Annotated in this window: 22 protein-coding genes; all 22 read right to left on the bottom strand. The window is 44.2% G+C overall.

All coding sequences use genetic code 11. The annotated features are described in order from the left end of the window. Positions 1-116: 116 nt before the first annotated feature. The 22 genes from spoIVA to prsW all read right to left on the bottom strand — a co-directional run bounded on the left by spoIVA (position 117) and on the right by prsW (position 17,026). A complete protein-coding gene (gene spoIVA, locus J2736_RS03185; protein WP_056614411.1) occupies positions 117-1,595 on the bottom strand; it encodes a stage IV sporulation protein A in 1,479 nt (492 codons plus the stop codon). Positions 1,596-1,845: 250 nt separating this feature from the next. After that, entirely contained in the window at positions 1,846-2,589 is a 744-nt protein-coding gene (locus J2736_RS03180) for a hypothetical protein (protein WP_310223460.1), read from the bottom strand. A gap of 21 nt (positions 2,590-2,610) precedes the next feature. After that, positions 2,611-2,961, bottom strand: a complete 351-nt coding sequence (locus J2736_RS03175; protein ID WP_310223458.1) for a 2Fe-2S iron-sulfur cluster-binding protein — start codon at positions 2,959-2,961, stop codon at positions 2,611-2,613. 30 nt (positions 2,962-2,991) lie between these two features. Next, complete coding sequence (locus J2736_RS03170; protein ID WP_310223456.1) at positions 2,992-3,582, bottom strand: nucleotidyltransferase domain-containing protein; 591 nt, start codon at positions 3,580-3,582, stop codon at positions 2,992-2,994. 25 nt (positions 3,583-3,607) lie between these two features. Then, positions 3,608-3,901, bottom strand: coding sequence for a 2Fe-2S iron-sulfur cluster-binding protein (locus tag J2736_RS03165; protein WP_310223454.1), 294 nt, complete (start codon positions 3,899-3,901; stop codon positions 3,608-3,610). A gap of 21 nt (positions 3,902-3,922) precedes the next feature. Further along, positions 3,923-4,102, bottom strand: coding sequence for a DUF2768 family protein (locus tag J2736_RS03160; protein WP_310223452.1), 180 nt, complete (start codon positions 4,100-4,102; stop codon positions 3,923-3,925). 100 nt (positions 4,103-4,202) lie between these two features. Then, entirely contained in the window at positions 4,203-4,484 is a 282-nt protein-coding gene (locus J2736_RS03155; RefSeq protein ID WP_397340154.1) for a stage VI sporulation protein F, read from the bottom strand. A 102-nt stretch (positions 4,485-4,586) separates the two neighbouring features. Then, positions 4,587-5,612, bottom strand: a complete 1,026-nt coding sequence (locus J2736_RS03150; RefSeq protein ID WP_310223450.1) for an NAD(P)H-dependent glycerol-3-phosphate dehydrogenase — start codon at positions 5,610-5,612, stop codon at positions 4,587-4,589. Between the two features lie 31 nt (positions 5,613-5,643). Continuing rightward, the gene (plsY, locus tag J2736_RS03145) at positions 5,644-6,246 is read right to left on the bottom strand and encodes a glycerol-3-phosphate 1-O-acyltransferase PlsY (protein WP_310223447.1); all 603 of its coding nucleotides are present in this window, start codon (positions 6,244-6,246) and stop codon (positions 5,644-5,646) included. A gap of 13 nt (positions 6,247-6,259) precedes the next feature. Beyond that, entirely contained in the window at positions 6,260-7,585 is a 1,326-nt protein-coding gene (gene der, locus J2736_RS03140) for a ribosome biogenesis GTPase Der (RefSeq protein WP_310223445.1), read from the bottom strand. Between the two features lie 128 nt (positions 7,586-7,713). Next, a complete protein-coding gene (locus J2736_RS03135) occupies positions 7,714-7,893 on the bottom strand; it encodes a capping complex subunit for YIEGIA (protein WP_310223443.1) in 180 nt (59 codons plus the stop codon). A gap of 6 nt (positions 7,894-7,899) precedes the next feature. Beyond that, positions 7,900-8,820: a YIEGIA family protein gene (locus J2736_RS03130; protein ID WP_310223441.1), complete on the bottom strand. Its 921-nt coding sequence runs from the start codon at positions 8,818-8,820 to the stop codon at positions 7,900-7,902. A gap of 1 nt (position 8,821) precedes the next feature. Beyond that, positions 8,822-9,442, bottom strand: a complete 621-nt coding sequence (locus J2736_RS03125; protein WP_310223439.1) for a YphA family membrane protein — start codon at positions 9,440-9,442, stop codon at positions 8,822-8,824. Between the two features lie 126 nt (positions 9,443-9,568). Continuing rightward, complete coding sequence (gene fni / locus J2736_RS03120; RefSeq protein WP_310223437.1) at positions 9,569-10,627, bottom strand: type 2 isopentenyl-diphosphate Delta-isomerase; 1,059 nt, start codon at positions 10,625-10,627, stop codon at positions 9,569-9,571. Between the two features lie 28 nt (positions 10,628-10,655). Then, positions 10,656-11,969: a 30S ribosomal protein S1 gene (gene rpsA, locus J2736_RS03115; protein ID WP_310223435.1), complete on the bottom strand. Its 1,314-nt coding sequence runs from the start codon at positions 11,967-11,969 to the stop codon at positions 10,656-10,658. Positions 11,970-12,119: 150 nt separating this feature from the next. Continuing rightward, positions 12,120-12,701, bottom strand: a complete 582-nt coding sequence (locus J2736_RS03110; protein ID WP_310223433.1) for a lysophospholipid acyltransferase family protein — start codon at positions 12,699-12,701, stop codon at positions 12,120-12,122. A 2-nt stretch (positions 12,702-12,703) separates the two neighbouring features. Further along, positions 12,704-13,387, bottom strand: a complete 684-nt coding sequence (gene cmk / locus J2736_RS03105; RefSeq protein ID WP_310223431.1) for a (d)CMP kinase — start codon at positions 13,385-13,387, stop codon at positions 12,704-12,706. A 139-nt stretch (positions 13,388-13,526) separates the two neighbouring features. Beyond that, complete coding sequence (locus J2736_RS03100; RefSeq protein ID WP_310223429.1) at positions 13,527-13,751, bottom strand: hypothetical protein; 225 nt, start codon at positions 13,749-13,751, stop codon at positions 13,527-13,529. Between the two features lie 66 nt (positions 13,752-13,817). Then, on the bottom strand, positions 13,818-14,480 hold the full coding sequence (locus J2736_RS03095) for a flagellar brake protein (protein WP_310223427.1): 663 nt from the start codon (positions 14,478-14,480) through the stop codon (positions 13,818-13,820). Between the two features lie 89 nt (positions 14,481-14,569). Beyond that, positions 14,570-15,940, bottom strand: a complete 1,371-nt coding sequence (gene ypeB, locus J2736_RS03090) for a germination protein YpeB (RefSeq protein ID WP_310223425.1) — start codon at positions 15,938-15,940, stop codon at positions 14,570-14,572. A gap of 162 nt (positions 15,941-16,102) precedes the next feature. Further along, positions 16,103-16,261, bottom strand: coding sequence for a hypothetical protein (locus tag J2736_RS03085; RefSeq protein WP_310223423.1), 159 nt, complete (start codon positions 16,259-16,261; stop codon positions 16,103-16,105). Positions 16,262-16,330: 69 nt separating this feature from the next. Further along, positions 16,331-17,026 carry a glutamic-type intramembrane protease PrsW gene (gene prsW, locus J2736_RS03080; protein ID WP_310223421.1) on the bottom strand — a complete coding sequence of 232 codons (696 nt, stop codon included), beginning with the start codon at positions 17,024-17,026 and terminating at the stop codon, positions 16,331-16,333. Positions 17,027-17,054 lie beyond the last annotated feature (28 nt).

Below are 17,054 nucleotides of genomic sequence, written 5' to 3'. Positions count from 1 at the left end.
ATTCATAGTAATACACTCAGGGAGCAATTTCAAGTATCTATTTCCAATTTATGTGGGTCTTTCCGCTAAGAAACGACAAAAAACACTCTTTCGAGTGTTTTTTCGTCCATATTTACCTACAAAATAATGGCAATCAAGCCACCAGAGCCTTCGTTAATGATACGGCCAAGTGTTTCTTGAAGTTTGTATCTCGCGTTATCTGGCATTTGGGCAAGCTTACCTTGAATGCCTTCTCGCACAATCGAGTGCAGCGATCTTCCAAAGATATCAGACTCCCAAATCTTCAGCGGATTATCCTCGAAGTCCTGCATCAGATAGCGCACAAGCTCTTCGCTTTGTTTCTCAGTTCCGATAATCGGTGAGAATTCGGATTCAACATCCACACGAATCATATGGATGGAAGGCGCCGTAGCTCTCAAGCGAACACCGAATCTGGAGCCTTGGCGGATCAATTCAGGCTCATCCAGCGCCATCTCCGCTAACGTAGGAGGCGCTATCCCGTAGCCGGTTGTTTTGACCATCTCAAGGGCTTCAGCGAACTGATCATATTCCCTCTTCGCATGTGTGAAATCCTGCATGAGCTGAAGGAGATGATCCTTCCCGCGAATTTCGACACCCACGACCTCAACGAGAATCCGATCATAGAGTTCATCCGGTGCAAAGAGATCAATCTCAGCTACACCCTGACCCATATTCAGGCCAGCCAATGCCGCCTTGTCGATAAACTCATATTCAGCAAATTGACTGACAACTCTGTCAACATCACGTAAGCGTCTGATATCCTGTACCGTATCGCGAACGGATGCTTCGAACTGTGTGCGCAGCCAATGATTCTCATCCAGCACCATCACCCAGCTAGGCAAGTTCACATTCACTTCATGAACTGGGAACTCATACAACACCTCACGCAGCACAGAGACCATTTCTTCTTCTCCAGCGCTGGCTACACTCATTGTCACAACAGGAACATCATAGCGGCTTTGCAGCTCGCTGCGCAGCTCAAGCGCTGGCTCACTGTTCGGCTTCTGAGAGTTAATGATCACAATGAACGGTTTCCCGACTTCTTTGAGTTCATTAATAACTCTTTCTTCTGCTAGAACATAGGAAGACCGCGGAATATCCGAAATCGTGCCATCCGTTGTAACTACAACTCCTAATGTGGAGTGCTCTTGAATGACTTTCCGAGTTCCGATTTCTGCCGCTTCTTGGAAAGGAATCGGCTCATCGAACCATGGCGTATTGATCATCCGAGGTCCGTTCTCGTCTTCATAGCCTTTGGCGCCATCGACTGCATATCCAACACAATCAACAAGGCGAACATTGACGTTCAGCCCCTCGGCCACAGAAATTTGAACCGCCGTATTCGGTACGAATTTCGGCTCCGTTGTCATAATCGTGCGGCCAGCAGCGCTCTGCGGGAGTTCATCGGTAGCCCGGATCCTATCCGCTTCGCTTTGAATGTTCGGCAGCACTACAGATTCCACAAAACGCTTAATAAAGGTTGATTTCCCTGTCCGGACTGCTCCGACAACCCCCAGGTAAATGTCCCCTCCCGTTCGTTCTGCAATGTCCTTAAAGATATCCACTTTCTCCAAGAGAATCCCTCCTACAGTTTGGTCGTCAACTGACGCTAATGACGGTAACAATTGACTACTCGTACATTCATTTGGACTAGTAAAAATATATGTACTTTCGATAGAAATATGATAGATGCGTTTCAACTTTTTTTCGCTCATATTTTATGAAGCACATACGGCTTTCGAAAGAATATATGATCTGTCGGTTGCGCTTATTCTATAAAGACAAAAAAACCTCCACCAGTTTTGGAGGAGGTTAGCTGTATAACTACTTTTGCGGCATAGGTTGATTATCCTGCCAGGCATAGGCAACGCTTCGAATCGGCACAAAATAAGATTTTTCTACGAGAATCTGCCTTAAATCCTGATCTGGCTTCAACGAATTGGTTAATGCATTATTCTGAATAAATGTGTTAATATCCATCGCATAATCAATGGAAACTTCACCCGTTTGCTTATTTAATATATACGTTATCGCATTTTTCCGATTATAGACCGACTTAATCTCGGGTTGCTTCATCCCTAGCAACTTGAAATCAACATAAGCAAATGCGTCATTCTGCGATACCGTTTGCGGCATATTGCCGCCATGCTTCACAATGTAGTCATTCACTTTCTTCTGAACATCTTCCACACTTTGATAGGCGGATAGGTCCATCAGCTTTACAACGGGCTTCGTTTCGGCGTCCACGAGTACATAGATGAATACACCCCCGCTTTCAAAAGCATTTGCAGGCACTGTACTCAGTAGATTCATTTTTTTCAGCTTCGGAAAATCAATCACATATTTCTCATAGAGTGGCGTTGACATCTCGCTATTTTTAATGGGAAGCACGCCTGACTTCGTGTGAAAGGTATCGACAGCCTGTTGAACAACAGTAATAAATTCAGCGGGATTAATCTGATTTTCTTTTCGGAGCTCTTGCGGGTATGCACAGCCTGTAAGCAAAATAACCAAGATAAGCGCCAGAAGCAAGCTTCTACCTTGGGTCCATCTTCGATTTATTGTCACAACTCAACCATCCTATCCCATCTAAAATAAGTCATTGTCCTCGGCTTGTCTCGCAAGTTGCGCACGAATTGCTGCCTTTAACGGATCCTCTGGAATGTGAACCTCAACTGCACCTGTTACACGCGCCTGACAGGCAAGTCGCACTCCCTCATGGACCAAGGAACCTAGCTTCAAGCGTTCGTTCGTATTCATTGGAGCAAGACCACTTTGATCGTTCACCTTCACTTTGCACATTAAACAGGCAGCCTTTGCTCCGCATCGCGTACGGATATGGACCTTCGCCCGATTGCCAGCATCCAATAAAGATGTCCCAGGTCTCACTTTAATTTTTTTATTATCTGGCCAAAAATGAACCTCATAGATACTCATCATCGTCACCTTCTTAGCGGACCGTCTATCTGACTATCGGTTCCAATCTAGCATTTCGTTCATCTTTTCCTGAAATTCATGACCCCATTGATTCCGGTTTATTAATTCACGCAAAGCTTTCATATGTTGCTCAGGATATGCTTTCATGGTCCTAAGAATTGGTTCATAGCGATCTGGCCTATTGCGCAGTACATTGAAGAGAAACTCATGCGCGAGCGGCATACGTGGAACCTCTTGTCCTTCGACATAGGCAGGGGAATAGAAGTTTTCCCTTAAGTAGCTGACTTCAACCTGATACATCGAATCTAAGGCTTTTACTTTAAAATCACCAACAACTTCAACGAGATGCCCCTCGATGTTATAGTGACTAAGGATAGACGCATATATGGAGGTTTCACTCAATTCCGGACGATCCGTCGCGTAAGGTTCAAGCAACATATGCACCGTATGAACATCCTTCAGATCGATATAGATATCCAAATCTCTAGGTGTTCTCCCGATATCGACGTTGTGCAGGAGTAAACCACAGCTACCACCAATCAACCATTGCACATTGTGAGCTTGCTGTAACCGAGTATGAATAGTCGAAATCGACGGGAGTAGTGGCTCCAGCAGTTTCATCATGCCCACACCTTTCAGGCAGTAATTTTTAAAAATAAGGTTTATGTGTCACTGAAATCGTACCTTCTTGCTTCACTATGCATTGACAGGCCAGTCTGTAGCCTTGTTCCAGCTCTTCTGGCTCTAGACGATCTTCTTCCGCCTCTGATGCTTCAGAAAGCAATTCACGGCCCTCTGCTACATAGCAGCGGCATCTTGCGCAAGTTCCTCGTGTGCAGGAGAACCCCCAGTCCACATCTGCCTTCAAGGCATGATCCAGAATGGTTAAGCCTGTTTCCGGCGTTAGTTTAATTTGCGTTTTGCGTGTTTTCAACTCTAACATGATGATCTCCCCTCTAGTTGTTTAAAACAAAGAAGACAGCATAAATAGCAATATAGGGATAAACATTAAAAAGGCAATAAGCGATAAAACACCACGCCACCATCCATTTGTTCTTGTCCTAGCATATGAAATTAGAAAGGAAGCAGCAACCATTAATCCCATGGCTACAAATGAGGCCCACATTTTGTCTAAAGATGACATATTCTATACTCCTTATGTAAAAATCATAAAATGAAACACATGTAAGTATAGCACAGAATAAGAAAAAAGCATAAAGGGGATGGGGTCCCCTTCATGCTTCTTATTTCTTGCCCATCATCATGCTCATTAATTGCTGCATATTATTGGTGTCCAGTTTACTGCTTTTTACTGCTTGAATGATATCATTAATCGTTTCTTCCGATACCTTGACATTCACTAATCCAGATACCTGTTTAATGAGCGCTCTTAATTGAACTTCACTCTGCAAGGTTGAAGGTTTCACTCCACTTGCAATTTTTTCGATATCTTTTGATGTTACGGATTTTCCAGTCTTCTTCTTAACTATTCCTAATACGTCCTTGGACATATCTTTATTCGCCAACTGTGCCGCCTCCCTATACCCTAAACTGTGTAGAACTACTGATAGGGTATAGTATGAACGCGGAGAAGATCTGGTGTAGGCTATCTCTAACCTTTTGTTACTTTATCGTGTCATCGGTAATTCTTCCATCTCGTGAGTACGCACACGGCCCATTAGATCGCGCGCTGCCAACTGTGGAGATTTCCCCTCGAATAACACATTATGTAATTCATTTGTAATTGGCATTGTGACCTCATAACGGCTTGCAAGATCATAGGCTGCTTTCGTCGTCTTGACGCCTTCCACAACCATGCCCATCTCTTGGAGTACCTCATCTAAAGGAATACCTTTAGCCAATTTATTGCCAGCCCGCCAATTACGACTGTGTCTACTTGTACATGTAGCGATCAAATCACCAATGCCAGCTAATCCTGCAAAAGTAAGCGGGTTCGCCCCCATCGCTGTGCCTAGCCGCGTAATTTCCGCGAGCCCCCTCGTCACAAGCGCCGCTTTCGCATTATCGCCAAAATCCAAACCATCCGTCAGCCCGGCACCAAGACCGATAATATTCTTCAGAGCACCGCCTACTTCAACACCGGTTACATCCGGATTCGTATAGACTCGGAAGTATTGCGTAATAAGCAAGTCCTGAGCAGCCTCAGCAGCTTGTAAATCCTCCGCAGCGACTACAACGGTTGTCGGCATTTTGCAAATGACCTCTTCCGCATGACTAGGTCCCGAAAGAACGACAAATCGCTTTGGATCCATTTCTGGCAACTCGTCGGCAAGCACCTCGGTCATACGCTTTAGCGTTCCCGTTTCAAAGCCCTTAGTAGCGTGAATGATGAGCGTCTCTTTCTTTAGAAAAGGACGCATTCTAGAAGCCACCTCACGCATGCCTGAAGAAGGCACAACCATGATGATCGCATCCGCATCCTGCACAGCATCTTGCAACGAATTCGTTGCTATAATTGAAGGAGAAAGCGAGATCTCCTTAAGAAAACGACTGTTCGTATGCTTTTCATTGATTTCCACTACTTGTTCTTCATTACGAGACCATAGCTGTACTTCTTTCCCATTATCCGCCAATACCGAGGCGAGTGCCGTCCCCCAACTTCCAGCGACAAGGACCGATACTTTTTGTGTCACGGTTACCCCTCCTACGTGTAGTTGTATTGCGTTAGGCTCTTTTCTGGCCCAGCTTGTTTTCTTTGCCTTGAATAAGCTTTACAATGTTCGTCCGATGACGTAAAAATGCAAAGGCGCACAGCAATATGCTAATCCACAAAACAGGCAACGGCCGGTCCATCCCCCAAATAAGAAAAGGTAAGAGTGCTGTAAGAATGAGGGAACCGAGCGATACAAAGCGTGTGATAGCAATGATAAGGATTGCTGTAAGGCCAGCGATCAAGGTAGGAACGAAACAAAGTGTTGCCATGACCCCAATAGTGGTTGCAATGCCTTTACCGCCACGGAAGCCAAAATATACTGGCCAATTATGCCCTACGATCGCTGCTAAACCACACAGAACGCGAATCCAGATGTCATCAGGTCCTGGGGCCGCCCATATACCCAACAGGACAGCAGCTACGCCTTTAAACGCATCCAGCAGCAGGACGAGGATTGCAGGGCCTTTCCCCAGTACACGAAGCGTATTCGTGGCACCTGCGTTGCCACTGCCATGTTTGCGAATATCAATGCCCTTAAACCATTTTCCGAATAAATAACTAAAGCTTATGGATCCCAGTAAATAGCCCACTACAATTGTTATTATCGAAAGCAATGTACAACATCTCCTATTCTTTGTCCGAAGTTTTTCTTCGGCTCAAGATGCGAATGGGCGTTCCTTCAAAACCGAAAGCTGCACGTATCTTGTTATCCAAATAACGCTCGTACGAGAAATGCATAAGCTCGGGCTCATTCACGAAAAGAACGAAGACTGGCGGCTTCACAGCCACTTGGGTCACATAGTTAATCCGCAGACGCTTCCCTTTATCCGTTGGAGGCGGATTATAGGCAACTGCATCGGAAACAACATCATTAAGTAGATGAGTTTGTACACGCAATGCATGATTTTCAGCCACTTGAACGATAACTGGCAGCAACTTATGAAGACGCTGTGTCGTTTTGGCTGATACAAATACAATCGGCGCGTAGCTCAAGAACAAGAAATGATCACGGATTGTTGTCGTGAAGTGTTGCATCGTCTTATCATCTTTCTCTACGATGTCCCATTTATTTACGACAATGACAATCGCTTTTCCTGCTTCATGCGCGTATCCAGCAATATGCTTATCTTGATCAATAATACCATCTTGACCATCGATAACAACTAATACCACATCAGCACGCTCGATGGCTTTCATAGCACGCATAACACTGTATTTTTCTGTGTTCTCGTACACCTTGCCACGCTTACGCATTCCCGCGGTATCAATGATAACGAACTTCTGTCCCTCACGTTCAAACGGCGTATCAATGGCGTCACGCGTTGTACCTGCAACATCGCTCACGATAACTCGCTCTTCACCAAGAATCGCATTCGTCATGGACGATTTCCCGACATTTGGACGACCGATCAAGGCAAATTTAACAACTTCTTCACCGTACTCATCATCTGTTTTATCCGGGAATAAGTTACATACGACCTCAAGAAGATCGCCTATCCCAATACCGTGCGAACCGGAAATCCCGACAGGGTCACCGAAACCAAGGGAATAAAACTCATAAATATCATCTTGACGCGCTAAATTATCGACTTTGTTCACGGCCAGAACGACTGGTTTCTTGGAACGGAACAATAGCTGCGCTACTTCTTCATCTGACGGAGTTACGCCTGCTTTCGCATCAACCATGAACACGATAACATCCGCTTCTTCAATCGCAAGCTCAGCTTGCACACGAACAGATTTTAAGATGACGTCTTCACCGTCAATTTCAATACCGCCTGTATCAATCACACTGAACGACGTATTCAGCCACTCACCAACACCATATAAACGATCCCGTGTAACACCTGGTTTATCTTCTACGATCGCCATACGATCGCCTACGATTCGGTTAAAAATGGTGGACTTCCCGACATTAGGTCGGCCTACAATTGCAAGTACGGGTCTAGCCAATTTATATCACTCCTTCGAATTCCATGAATTCCATGGAAAAATACGCAACTTACATCATAACAAAAAAGACGCGCCTTGGCTAATCTGTTTTGAGACTTGCTCCAGCGAGATCCTTTCACTCGCGGTTTTTAGCCATGTTTCACCAAAATCATCGTGCCATTTTTCAAATCATGGGCATTTGCATCTAACATTTTCTCCAAAGAAAATGCCATTCTCTGAAGCTCGTCCTCCCCGTCAACAACAAAGATCGGAGCACCGCCGGCAATGCGTTCTTTCGTTAATGTTACAATTGCGAGGATCTGTGACATTAGGGATTACCCCTCCCTCCTTTTATTCACACCAGCTTCAGAAGGCATGCGTACAGCACTTTCAAGGACAGGCACGCGATGTAGGGCAGTTACTGTTTTCTCTTTATCATTCTCCTGCAAAAGAAGCAGTAACCCGATCGTTCCTGAATCTAGGTCCAGCTTCGCCATGGGGCGCAAGGAAGGCTCTCCCTCATCACGATACACACCAAATAAGGTCGACATATCGTACATGATCGCTTGGCGCTGCCCCAAATGAGAAATCGTTACGCGTGCATTGCGATTTTTGGGCTTAATGAGAAAACCTTGTCCATATTTCATTATTTTCTCACGACTATCAACAAGTCCAACATTCATCATATAGATGGAGCCGACGTAAACATCTGGCCCTTCCATTCGAATATCGACCTGTTCTATATCAGTGATATCTCCTAAGTTACTGCCTGATTTAAAAAAGTTAGCCAGTCCTATCGAAAGCACGCCAGCAACTGCTCCCCAATACCAAGCAAATAAGATGCTAAATAACGAGGCCAAGAATGCTGTCATGATGACTAAATAATTTCGACCTTCGAAGACCATGGCGATACCTTCAATATAAGCAGAACCTCTGGGTACTAATTCTAATTCATCTATTTTCGTTAAGCTCTGTCTTTCCATATTTCGTACATCTCGAAATTGCTGAGCAGCGAGAGATAGGAATGTGACCGCTGTATAATTCTTCTCCAGAAGTGCTGGAATGGCCACGGCCCCAAGTCCTGCAGCGATAACGCCAAGGGAGACATGAATGATTTTGCCATGTGGATAAGTGGGATATTGCCTGTAATCCGTACGCAGCATATTAATCCGTGAGATAATGCCAAAAATAACACCAATGACGATCCCAATCGTATAACGATGTGTATGAAGCCATGCTATATTCGTGATATTCATCTCATCTGTCCCCCCTGCGGCCAAACCAATCTCTCCATACCGTTCGACATCCACCATACGCAGCTTGAATCAAGATCGTTACGGTCCTCGCAGTGAAGATTGTAAGCCACCACTGATCTTGAAAAGTAGCCATACCTAATTGATGAAAACCATTGACCTCATGAATACCCGCTTGGTACATATCCCCGATCAGATAACCAATCGAAATCGCTGCAATCTGTTCCCAAGCTTGTCGTTGAACAACCACGGCAACTATGGCGATTAACAGAGCAGTCTGCCACTCTGAGTTACGTATGATGAGAATGGGGTCCATCTCAAGAAGCTGTTGAAAAAGAAAGTGAAGTGAGCCGATCAACAGACCAATGGAAAGCAGATGAAGCTTATGTATAAAACCTCGCGTGACATAAAGAATGGTGAATGATATCACTAGCACGACGACATAGACAAGTTGAATATGTACATGTTGAATCGTTACGGTTACTCTCGTCCCAATCAACCAAGAGGCAAAAAAAAGAAGCATGCCCTTATGCGATATACTTCGAATGTAAAGCTCCTTCCAACCGCTGGCAAGTAAGATCAGCGTGATGCAAAGGAGAATAAGCGATAGATAACCGTCATTCATAATCAAACCACCTTACCCTGCTATACCTTCGAAAAGTATCCCCCTCGATGGGCTCGCGGATCTTCAGGCTCCCCCTTGATGAAAATAAGGGAGAACTGCCTGATCCTTAGTATGGCAATATTGAGATTATTTACTCTGATTTCTTCGCTCTGCATATGAAGTTAAGTCAATGCCTCTCGCGCGACACCACTCTGCGGTATCTCCAACGATAACTACTGGACATTGTGTTAAGTCTTGAATGGAATTAGCACCTAATGCTGTCATGATTAAAATAAGTCCTTGGTGAAGCTCCTCCGCATAAGCATGAAGAGCATCTACGCCATCTTCACGCAATACTTTCAGAAATGCGCCTGCCATGCCTACTGCTGAAGCACCTAATGTAAGTGCTTTAGCGGCTTCCAACGCATTCGTTATACCGCCTGAAGCAATAACAGATCCCCAAGGATAAACAGATAGGACCTCTAATAAAGTCATGCTAGTCGGTGTTCCCCAATCGTTCAACCACGCGAGTTCAGATGGTCGTCTTGCATTTTCTATAGCTGCAAAATTAGTTCCGCCCGATCCGCCTACATCGATAACCTGCACGCCAATATTCCGCAGCTGCTTCGCATTATCGCTTGAAATACCAAAGCCGACCTCTTTCAAAATGACAGGAACAGGAGCATGACGAACGATGTTCTCAATCCGATCAAGCATACCTACGAAGCTGCGATCACCTTCTGGCATAATCAGCTCCTGCATCACATTCAAATGAATTTGAAGCGCATTCGCTTCAATCATATCAATAGCACGTAATGCTTGTTCTGTTGTTGCTTCACTGCCCAAATTAGCGAATATCATGCCGTTTGGGTTCTCGCGCCGTACGACTTGATAGCTGGATACAACCTCACTATTTTTAATAGCTGACATCTGAGACCCAACAGCCATTGGCAAACCTTTCTCCCTGGCGAGTATGGCCAGTTCGCGATTGATGCTCTCTGTTTCGTGAGCGCCGCCGGTCATTGCATTAATTAAAATCGGCGAACTCATAATGAGATCGCCGATTGTTGTGGTTAAAGCAATATGATCCGTCGAAGTCTCAGGAAGACAGTTATGCACAAGCTTGATATCCGCCAGCCCTTGCTGACGAGTTTGACCAAGCTCCAGCGCGTAATGGACATGCTCCATTTTGCGTGAGATGCGCATTTCTTTACCTCCTAGAAGTTGGATCTATTTATTTTTTGAATTTTGCTAGTTTATCACCAAAACGCTCACCAAGTGTCATGGACAAACCTTGATTGCTCAGAGATACATTTTCGTTACCAGCAATTTCTTTTTGATGACTTGCACTGTTACCGCGGTCACGATCACCACGTGGTTGTCTTTCTCTTTCTGGTTTGCCAGCAGATGATGGAGCAGCTGCACCAGCAGGTGCTTCAGGAGCATCTTCTGTATCTTTGATACTCAAGCTAACGCGTTTCTCAGCAAGGTTGATTTCCAAGATTTTCACTTGAACTTCTTGTCCTTCTTTCAACACTTCATGAGGTGTACCAATGTGACGGTGTGCGATTTGGGAAATGTGCACAAGACCTTCAACACCTGGAGCTACTTCAACGAACGCGCCGAATGCTGCAAGACGTTTAACAGTACCCGTTACGATATCACCAGCTTTGAAATCACGCTCAACATTGGACCAAGGACCATCTTGCGTTGCTTTGATGCTCAAGCTGATTTTGTCATTAGACGCATCAAGTTTAAGGATTTGTACCTTAACTTTGTCGCCTTCTTTAACAACATCAGATGCTTGTTCTACGTGTTGCCAAGCAAGTTCGGAAATATGAACAAGGCCATCAATACCACCGATATCAACAAATGCACCGAATTGTGTCAAACGTTGAACAGTACCATCAAGTACTTGACCAACTTGAAGACCTTCAATGATTTTCTTTTTGTTCGTTTCGAACTCTTCATCCAAAATATCTTTTTGAGATAGGATGACTTTGTTTTTCTCGCGATCGATTTCTTTCACACGAAGACGCAATGTACGCCCTTTGTAAGAGGAGAAATCTTCAACGAATTGACGCTCAACCATGGAAGCAGGTACGAAACCACGTACACCGATATCCACAACTAGTCCGCCTTTAACAACTTCAGCAACTGCAGCTTCAATGATTTCTTTGCTTTCTAGTTGTCCTTGAAGAGTTTCCCAAGCTTTCTCGTTGTCAACAACGCGTTTGGACAATACCAATGTTTCTTTTGCATCGTTGATGGAAACGATTTTCAATTCAACTTCTTGACCTAACTCAACTGCTTGTGCAGCGTCGTTCAAGCTTACGGATGAAAGCTCACGAACTGGGATGACACCATCGTATTTGTAACCGATATCGACGAAAGCTTGATCAGCGTCTACTTTAACGATTTTGCCTTTAACTGTAGCGCCTTTCTTCAGCACAGCAACATTGTTAAGCGCATGCTCTGCTTCTGCTTGTGAAACGGCCGTTTCTTGAGCTTCCTGTGATTGATCTTCAACTTTTACTTCATCTGACATGAGATTATCCTCCTCTATTTACAACCAACAAAAATAATTTATAAGTCACAAAGCAGCAGACAAGCAACTACTCTGTTTCAAACACAATAATAAGTTCGAATCACTTTAAGGTTAGTATAATTCCAAGCTTTCGATTCCATACATTTCTGACTAGGCTTTACTAGTAACCGTATGTAGTCGGCGTATTTCTTTCATGATCGCCTCTGTAGCCAGCTCTAGATCTTCTGAGCTCCCTCCTGCATAAGCAGTCAAATCCAGCGGCGCCCCATAAACGATTGTCATACGACGGAATAGTGAATAATTGCCTACGATAGCTACTGGAACAACAGCTGCACCGGACTTCAATGCAAGACTTGCTGCGCCTTTTTTACCCATGCCTCCAGCATTGCTTCTTGATCCTTCTGGAAAAACGCCAAGGATATTGCCGTCACGCAACAGCTGTACAGCCAGTCGAATCGACTCTCTGCTAACACCGCCGCGCTTAACAGGGAATGCCCCTACTTTGGAAATGATCGTCCCAAGTACTGGGATATCAAACAGCTCTGCCTTGGCCATGAAATGAACCTTCCGCCGCAGAGGTGAACCTAAGAAAGGCGGATCCAAGTAACTGGTATGATTACCACACAAAACCACTGCGCCTTGTGCCGGTACATTCTCCATCCCGATCGCTCGCATTCGGAAAAATACGGTAAAAATAAATCGAAATAAGGCTCTTCCGATGCGATATAGCATCTTTATTTGCCACCTCCGACTTTGTCCTTGCAAAGTCCAAGGATTTCGTCCACAACTTCTTCAATCGTCATTGACGTACTGTCCATTAACACGGCATCATGCGCCTTACGCAGCGGTGATATTTCCCTAGCCTCGTCGAATTGATCGCGACGTGCGATATCTTGCTCCAATTCGGAAAGAGTTAGTGTATTCGTACCACTGAGTTCTAGTTCCTTGAATCGGCGCTCAGCACGTTCCTCCACACTCGCAGTTAAGAAAACTTTAATTTCTGCATCTGGCATGACATGCGTACCAATGTCACGGCCATCCATGACTACGCCTTTGGAAACAGTCATTTGCTTTTGCAAAGCAACTAACAAATGACGTACAGCACCATAGCTGGCAATTTGTGAAACATGTGTCGTTACTTCCGCTGAACGGATTGCTTTCGTCACATCAACACCATCTACGAATACTTGTTGTCCTTCCTCTCCAGGTATGAGCTCCAGCTTCATGCGATTGGAGAGCGCAGCCACTTCTGTTTCTTGCTCAGGTAGCAGCCCTTCTTGCTGTACTTTCCATGTTACTGCTCGATACATGGCTCCTGTATCCACGTAAATGAAACCTAACGCACCGGCGACTAGCCGTGCAATGGTACTTTTACCGGCTCCAGCAGGACCATCTATGGCAATATTGAACTTATCCAAGCTGCTGTTCCTCCTAACAATACTTCACAGTACCTTACGTACAAAAAAGCAGGCACTTGCCTGCTAATTACTAGAAATTATACCACAGAACATGGTCACATGCAAAACTTGGGTTCATTCCTTCGTTGATTTCAAGCGCTTAGGAGCGTTCTTTCATTGGATGTTCTGGCACGATATACGGTTGCCCTTCCAGCGGCTCAACACGTGTAAAATGCTTACGAATATATGCATTTTGCAGCAAAGCTTGTACACAAACTAGCAGAATAACAACAAAAATGACAGCTCTAATAATGATCTTCTCTACTTTCACCGAGAAGCGAATAAATAACTGCTCATACGATTCTGACTCTTGCTCCTTCGACATGAGACCACTCTCCTGCTAGCTTGCAATATGCTTAGCAGTATGCCCGCAGTCGACTCCTCTCAATCCTTAACGTTTACGAAAATCCATTTGTCTTTCGAAGCAAAAGCGAATCAACTTCTGCCGCTCTCTATCCGCAATTTCTGCGAATCGAATCATCACAAGTTGTTTACCTGTCTCAGTCGCCTTCACTCGGACCACTTCACCCGTGAATGGGATATGTTCGATTGCGCCATTTTTGAAAGGGGCTAGCACCCAACATGTAATAATTGCATTTAAACCGATCGGGATATGTCCATCACAAATAAATGAAATACCGCCACCGCCAACGTCATCCGTTAAGCCAATGAATTGGATTTGGTCATTGAGCTTCACAGCAATCTCAAGTTCAGCCAATACCCGCAAAAAATTCCTGCGTTGTATTTGCGTTATTGCACTTAACTCAGGGAGTCGCAATTCAATTAAACGGATGACGTCTTCCGTGAAACCTGTGACCTCCGTGGTGAAATAGTGTTTTACACCGCCTTGTCCAAGGAAGTGTGCGCTTATTTCATCCCCATGATACATCTTTTTCAAGCGTCCTGTTTTCTCATTCAGCGGGATTTCAATAATGATCGCGCTTTCTGTCACATCCGCGATTCGAGACTTGTACTCGATTTTGGTCTCATCTTCATCAATACTGTTCATTTGCATATGTAATATCTGGTTGACCTTAGGAAGCAATTTCCGCACCTCCGCGAAGTATTATGTCCTAATTATACCATGCGATCAACAATTAGATAGAAAAAAAAGAAACAGGCCATTTGCCTGCTTCTTCTCTACTAAGATTTTCCTTTTGCAGCTTCTACCTGATCCTGACGGATCGTCTCAATTTTCTCTTCCATGCCCACATCCGCATTAACATAAATCCGATAGATATTGTTATTCATCGTACCAATAAATTCATGACACAGCACCTCTTCGTCCAGATCATTCTTGATGATTGCGAGAGATTCACCGGTCACTTTCATTTTAGAACTCAGTTGCTTACGCGCTTGATCGGCAGTAATTTTGGGCTGACCAATTTTGCGATCTTTTTGCGAATAAATATAATTAGTAGCTTGTAACCCTGTTACTTCAAGCGTATCCAAGGCAACTTTGACCGTTACTTGTTCGGGGTAAATGGTGACATTGTTTTCTTTCTTTGCAAAAAGAATGGTCGCGGTGTTCTGATATTGATCATAACTAATGGCACTTAAATCCTTATATTCATGTTGATCCAAAAATTCATTGGCTACATCTCTTGCTTGACGAAGATTAAACTTCGAGGATGTCACATCACGCGACTTCATGAAGTAAATGAGATGTCCGCCTTTTTTAGTGAAATCCATTTGTGTATCCGCTTTGGAAGCATCCCCGCTCGGAACCACAACACTAAAGCTTTGAAATTCTGGTGCATTTCCACCGTTTTCAATCACTTTAATGTTTGCTGAATCTTGAACACCAAGGAATGCAATGGCTTTCTTTTTAATTTGATCAGCCGTCATCTCGTTCCCTGTCAACATTTTAACATCATTTTTGGAGAACACTGATAAGTTGCCTGTCCCCCAATTTAATTCGTCATATCCGCCTACTTGCTTATCCACAATCTTAAAACCATCGATAATCGCATTGTCATGCATTTGGTTCTCAGATACTAGCGCCGTCTCTACATCCATCCATCTTAAATTATTCGCAATGACTTTATCTTGAACGCCGCGAATTTCTTTCGTAATATCAGCAGAATGTGCGTAAAGCGTGTTCAACGTATTCATTTCCGCTTCTGTTAAAGGTTGCTTCGTCATATCTCGTACCGACATCCGATAAGAGAAATTCGCCATATTTGCTAGAAAATCTTCTGTTTTATTAAAAGGCAGCAGCATAAGTGGCAATTGGGTGATATCGCTTTGTGCTTGACTCGTTAGACGCCAAACATTCACTAATCCTTTTCGATAGGAAGGCTCCGATGTTTCATTCACGGCCAATGTATTTCCTAACTCCGTATGTAGCTTATCCATGTGAAAGGACAGATCGTGAAACGCCCGTTGATACTGATTTTCTGCTTTAATTAATATCGTATTCTTCTCTTGGTGCTCTAAATACCCCCATACAGAAGCCCCGATCAATGCCAGCAATAGAAATGGAAACATGACAATACTTAATCTTTTATACACAGAACTGCTCCTTTCATACCCAATCTTGCGCTTAGTTTTTACGCGAGGAGGCAGGTTTATACAAGATTGACACAAAATAAAAGCCTCACAGTCCTGCATGGACGGGAGGCGTTAACCACAATTCTATACAAAAAAAGGCCTATTCGGAAGAATGGCCTTTCGCTAACTTTCGGTCTCTATTTCAAAGTCGTTCTCATTACTGCATATGCATTGCCGAAATCCCGTTTCAATTTTGTCTTTTTCCTTTTTACCTCGTAAAACGAACTTCTCACCACATAATCGACATCGGATCTTCACTTTCACGCGCATCGTTAATGACATGTATGCCCTCCCGGTCTATCCCCATTCCATGTAATGGAGCTCACCAATTATACAGTCATTATACCCAATTCATCCCATTTTAATCTTCTCATCAACGGTCACAACGCGTAAGGGAGAGTGTGCATTCGCACGATCAACGCGCCAAATCGACCGTATCCACAGAAATGTCATCAGCGGAATCATAATCCACATCCAGCCTGTTTTGAAAATGAGCAAAATATAATCGAAAGCACCATGCCACGCAATCGGAAGCAGAAGCGACATCCAGAGGTACCTGTTTTGCTTGTGAGGAACGAATTTCGCTTTCCCCATGTAATATCCCATCATCACACCGAATAAGGCATGACCCGAAACAGGCAGCAGTGCACGAAGCATTAGAGCTGAGAACGAAGAAGCATGTAAGAAGGCGTAAATGATATTCTCTAGGGTTGCGAAGCCGAGACTTACAGCTACCGCGTACACAATTCCATCATAGGGCTCATCGAAGGCTTCATGGCGGAAAATCAAATGATACAACAATAACCACTTCAGAAACTCTTCAATGCCTCCAGATAGAAAAAAGGACGTCATAATCGTGCCATTGCCGAATTCTTGAATAAATGCGTTCTGTAGAACCATCGTCGGATACACAAGGAGTACACCGAAGAGAAACATGCGAATCACTAAATGTATAGGTTCTGTTTCATATCGATCCTTCAGATAAAAGTAGGCGAGCAACGAGAGACCTGGGGCTATGGCTGCCAGTAAAATAGGCACGATATGCAAAGTTCCAGCTCCCCTCTCTTTTTGAAAT

It is taken from the genome of Paenibacillus qinlingensis (assembly GCF_031455095.1).
GTDB classification, from domain to species: Bacteria; Bacillota; Bacilli; order Paenibacillales; family NBRC-103111; genus Paenibacillus_E; species Paenibacillus_E qinlingensis_A.
Note: the sequence above shows the minus strand (reverse complement) of the source record. Positions and strands in the feature narration are given on the sequence as shown.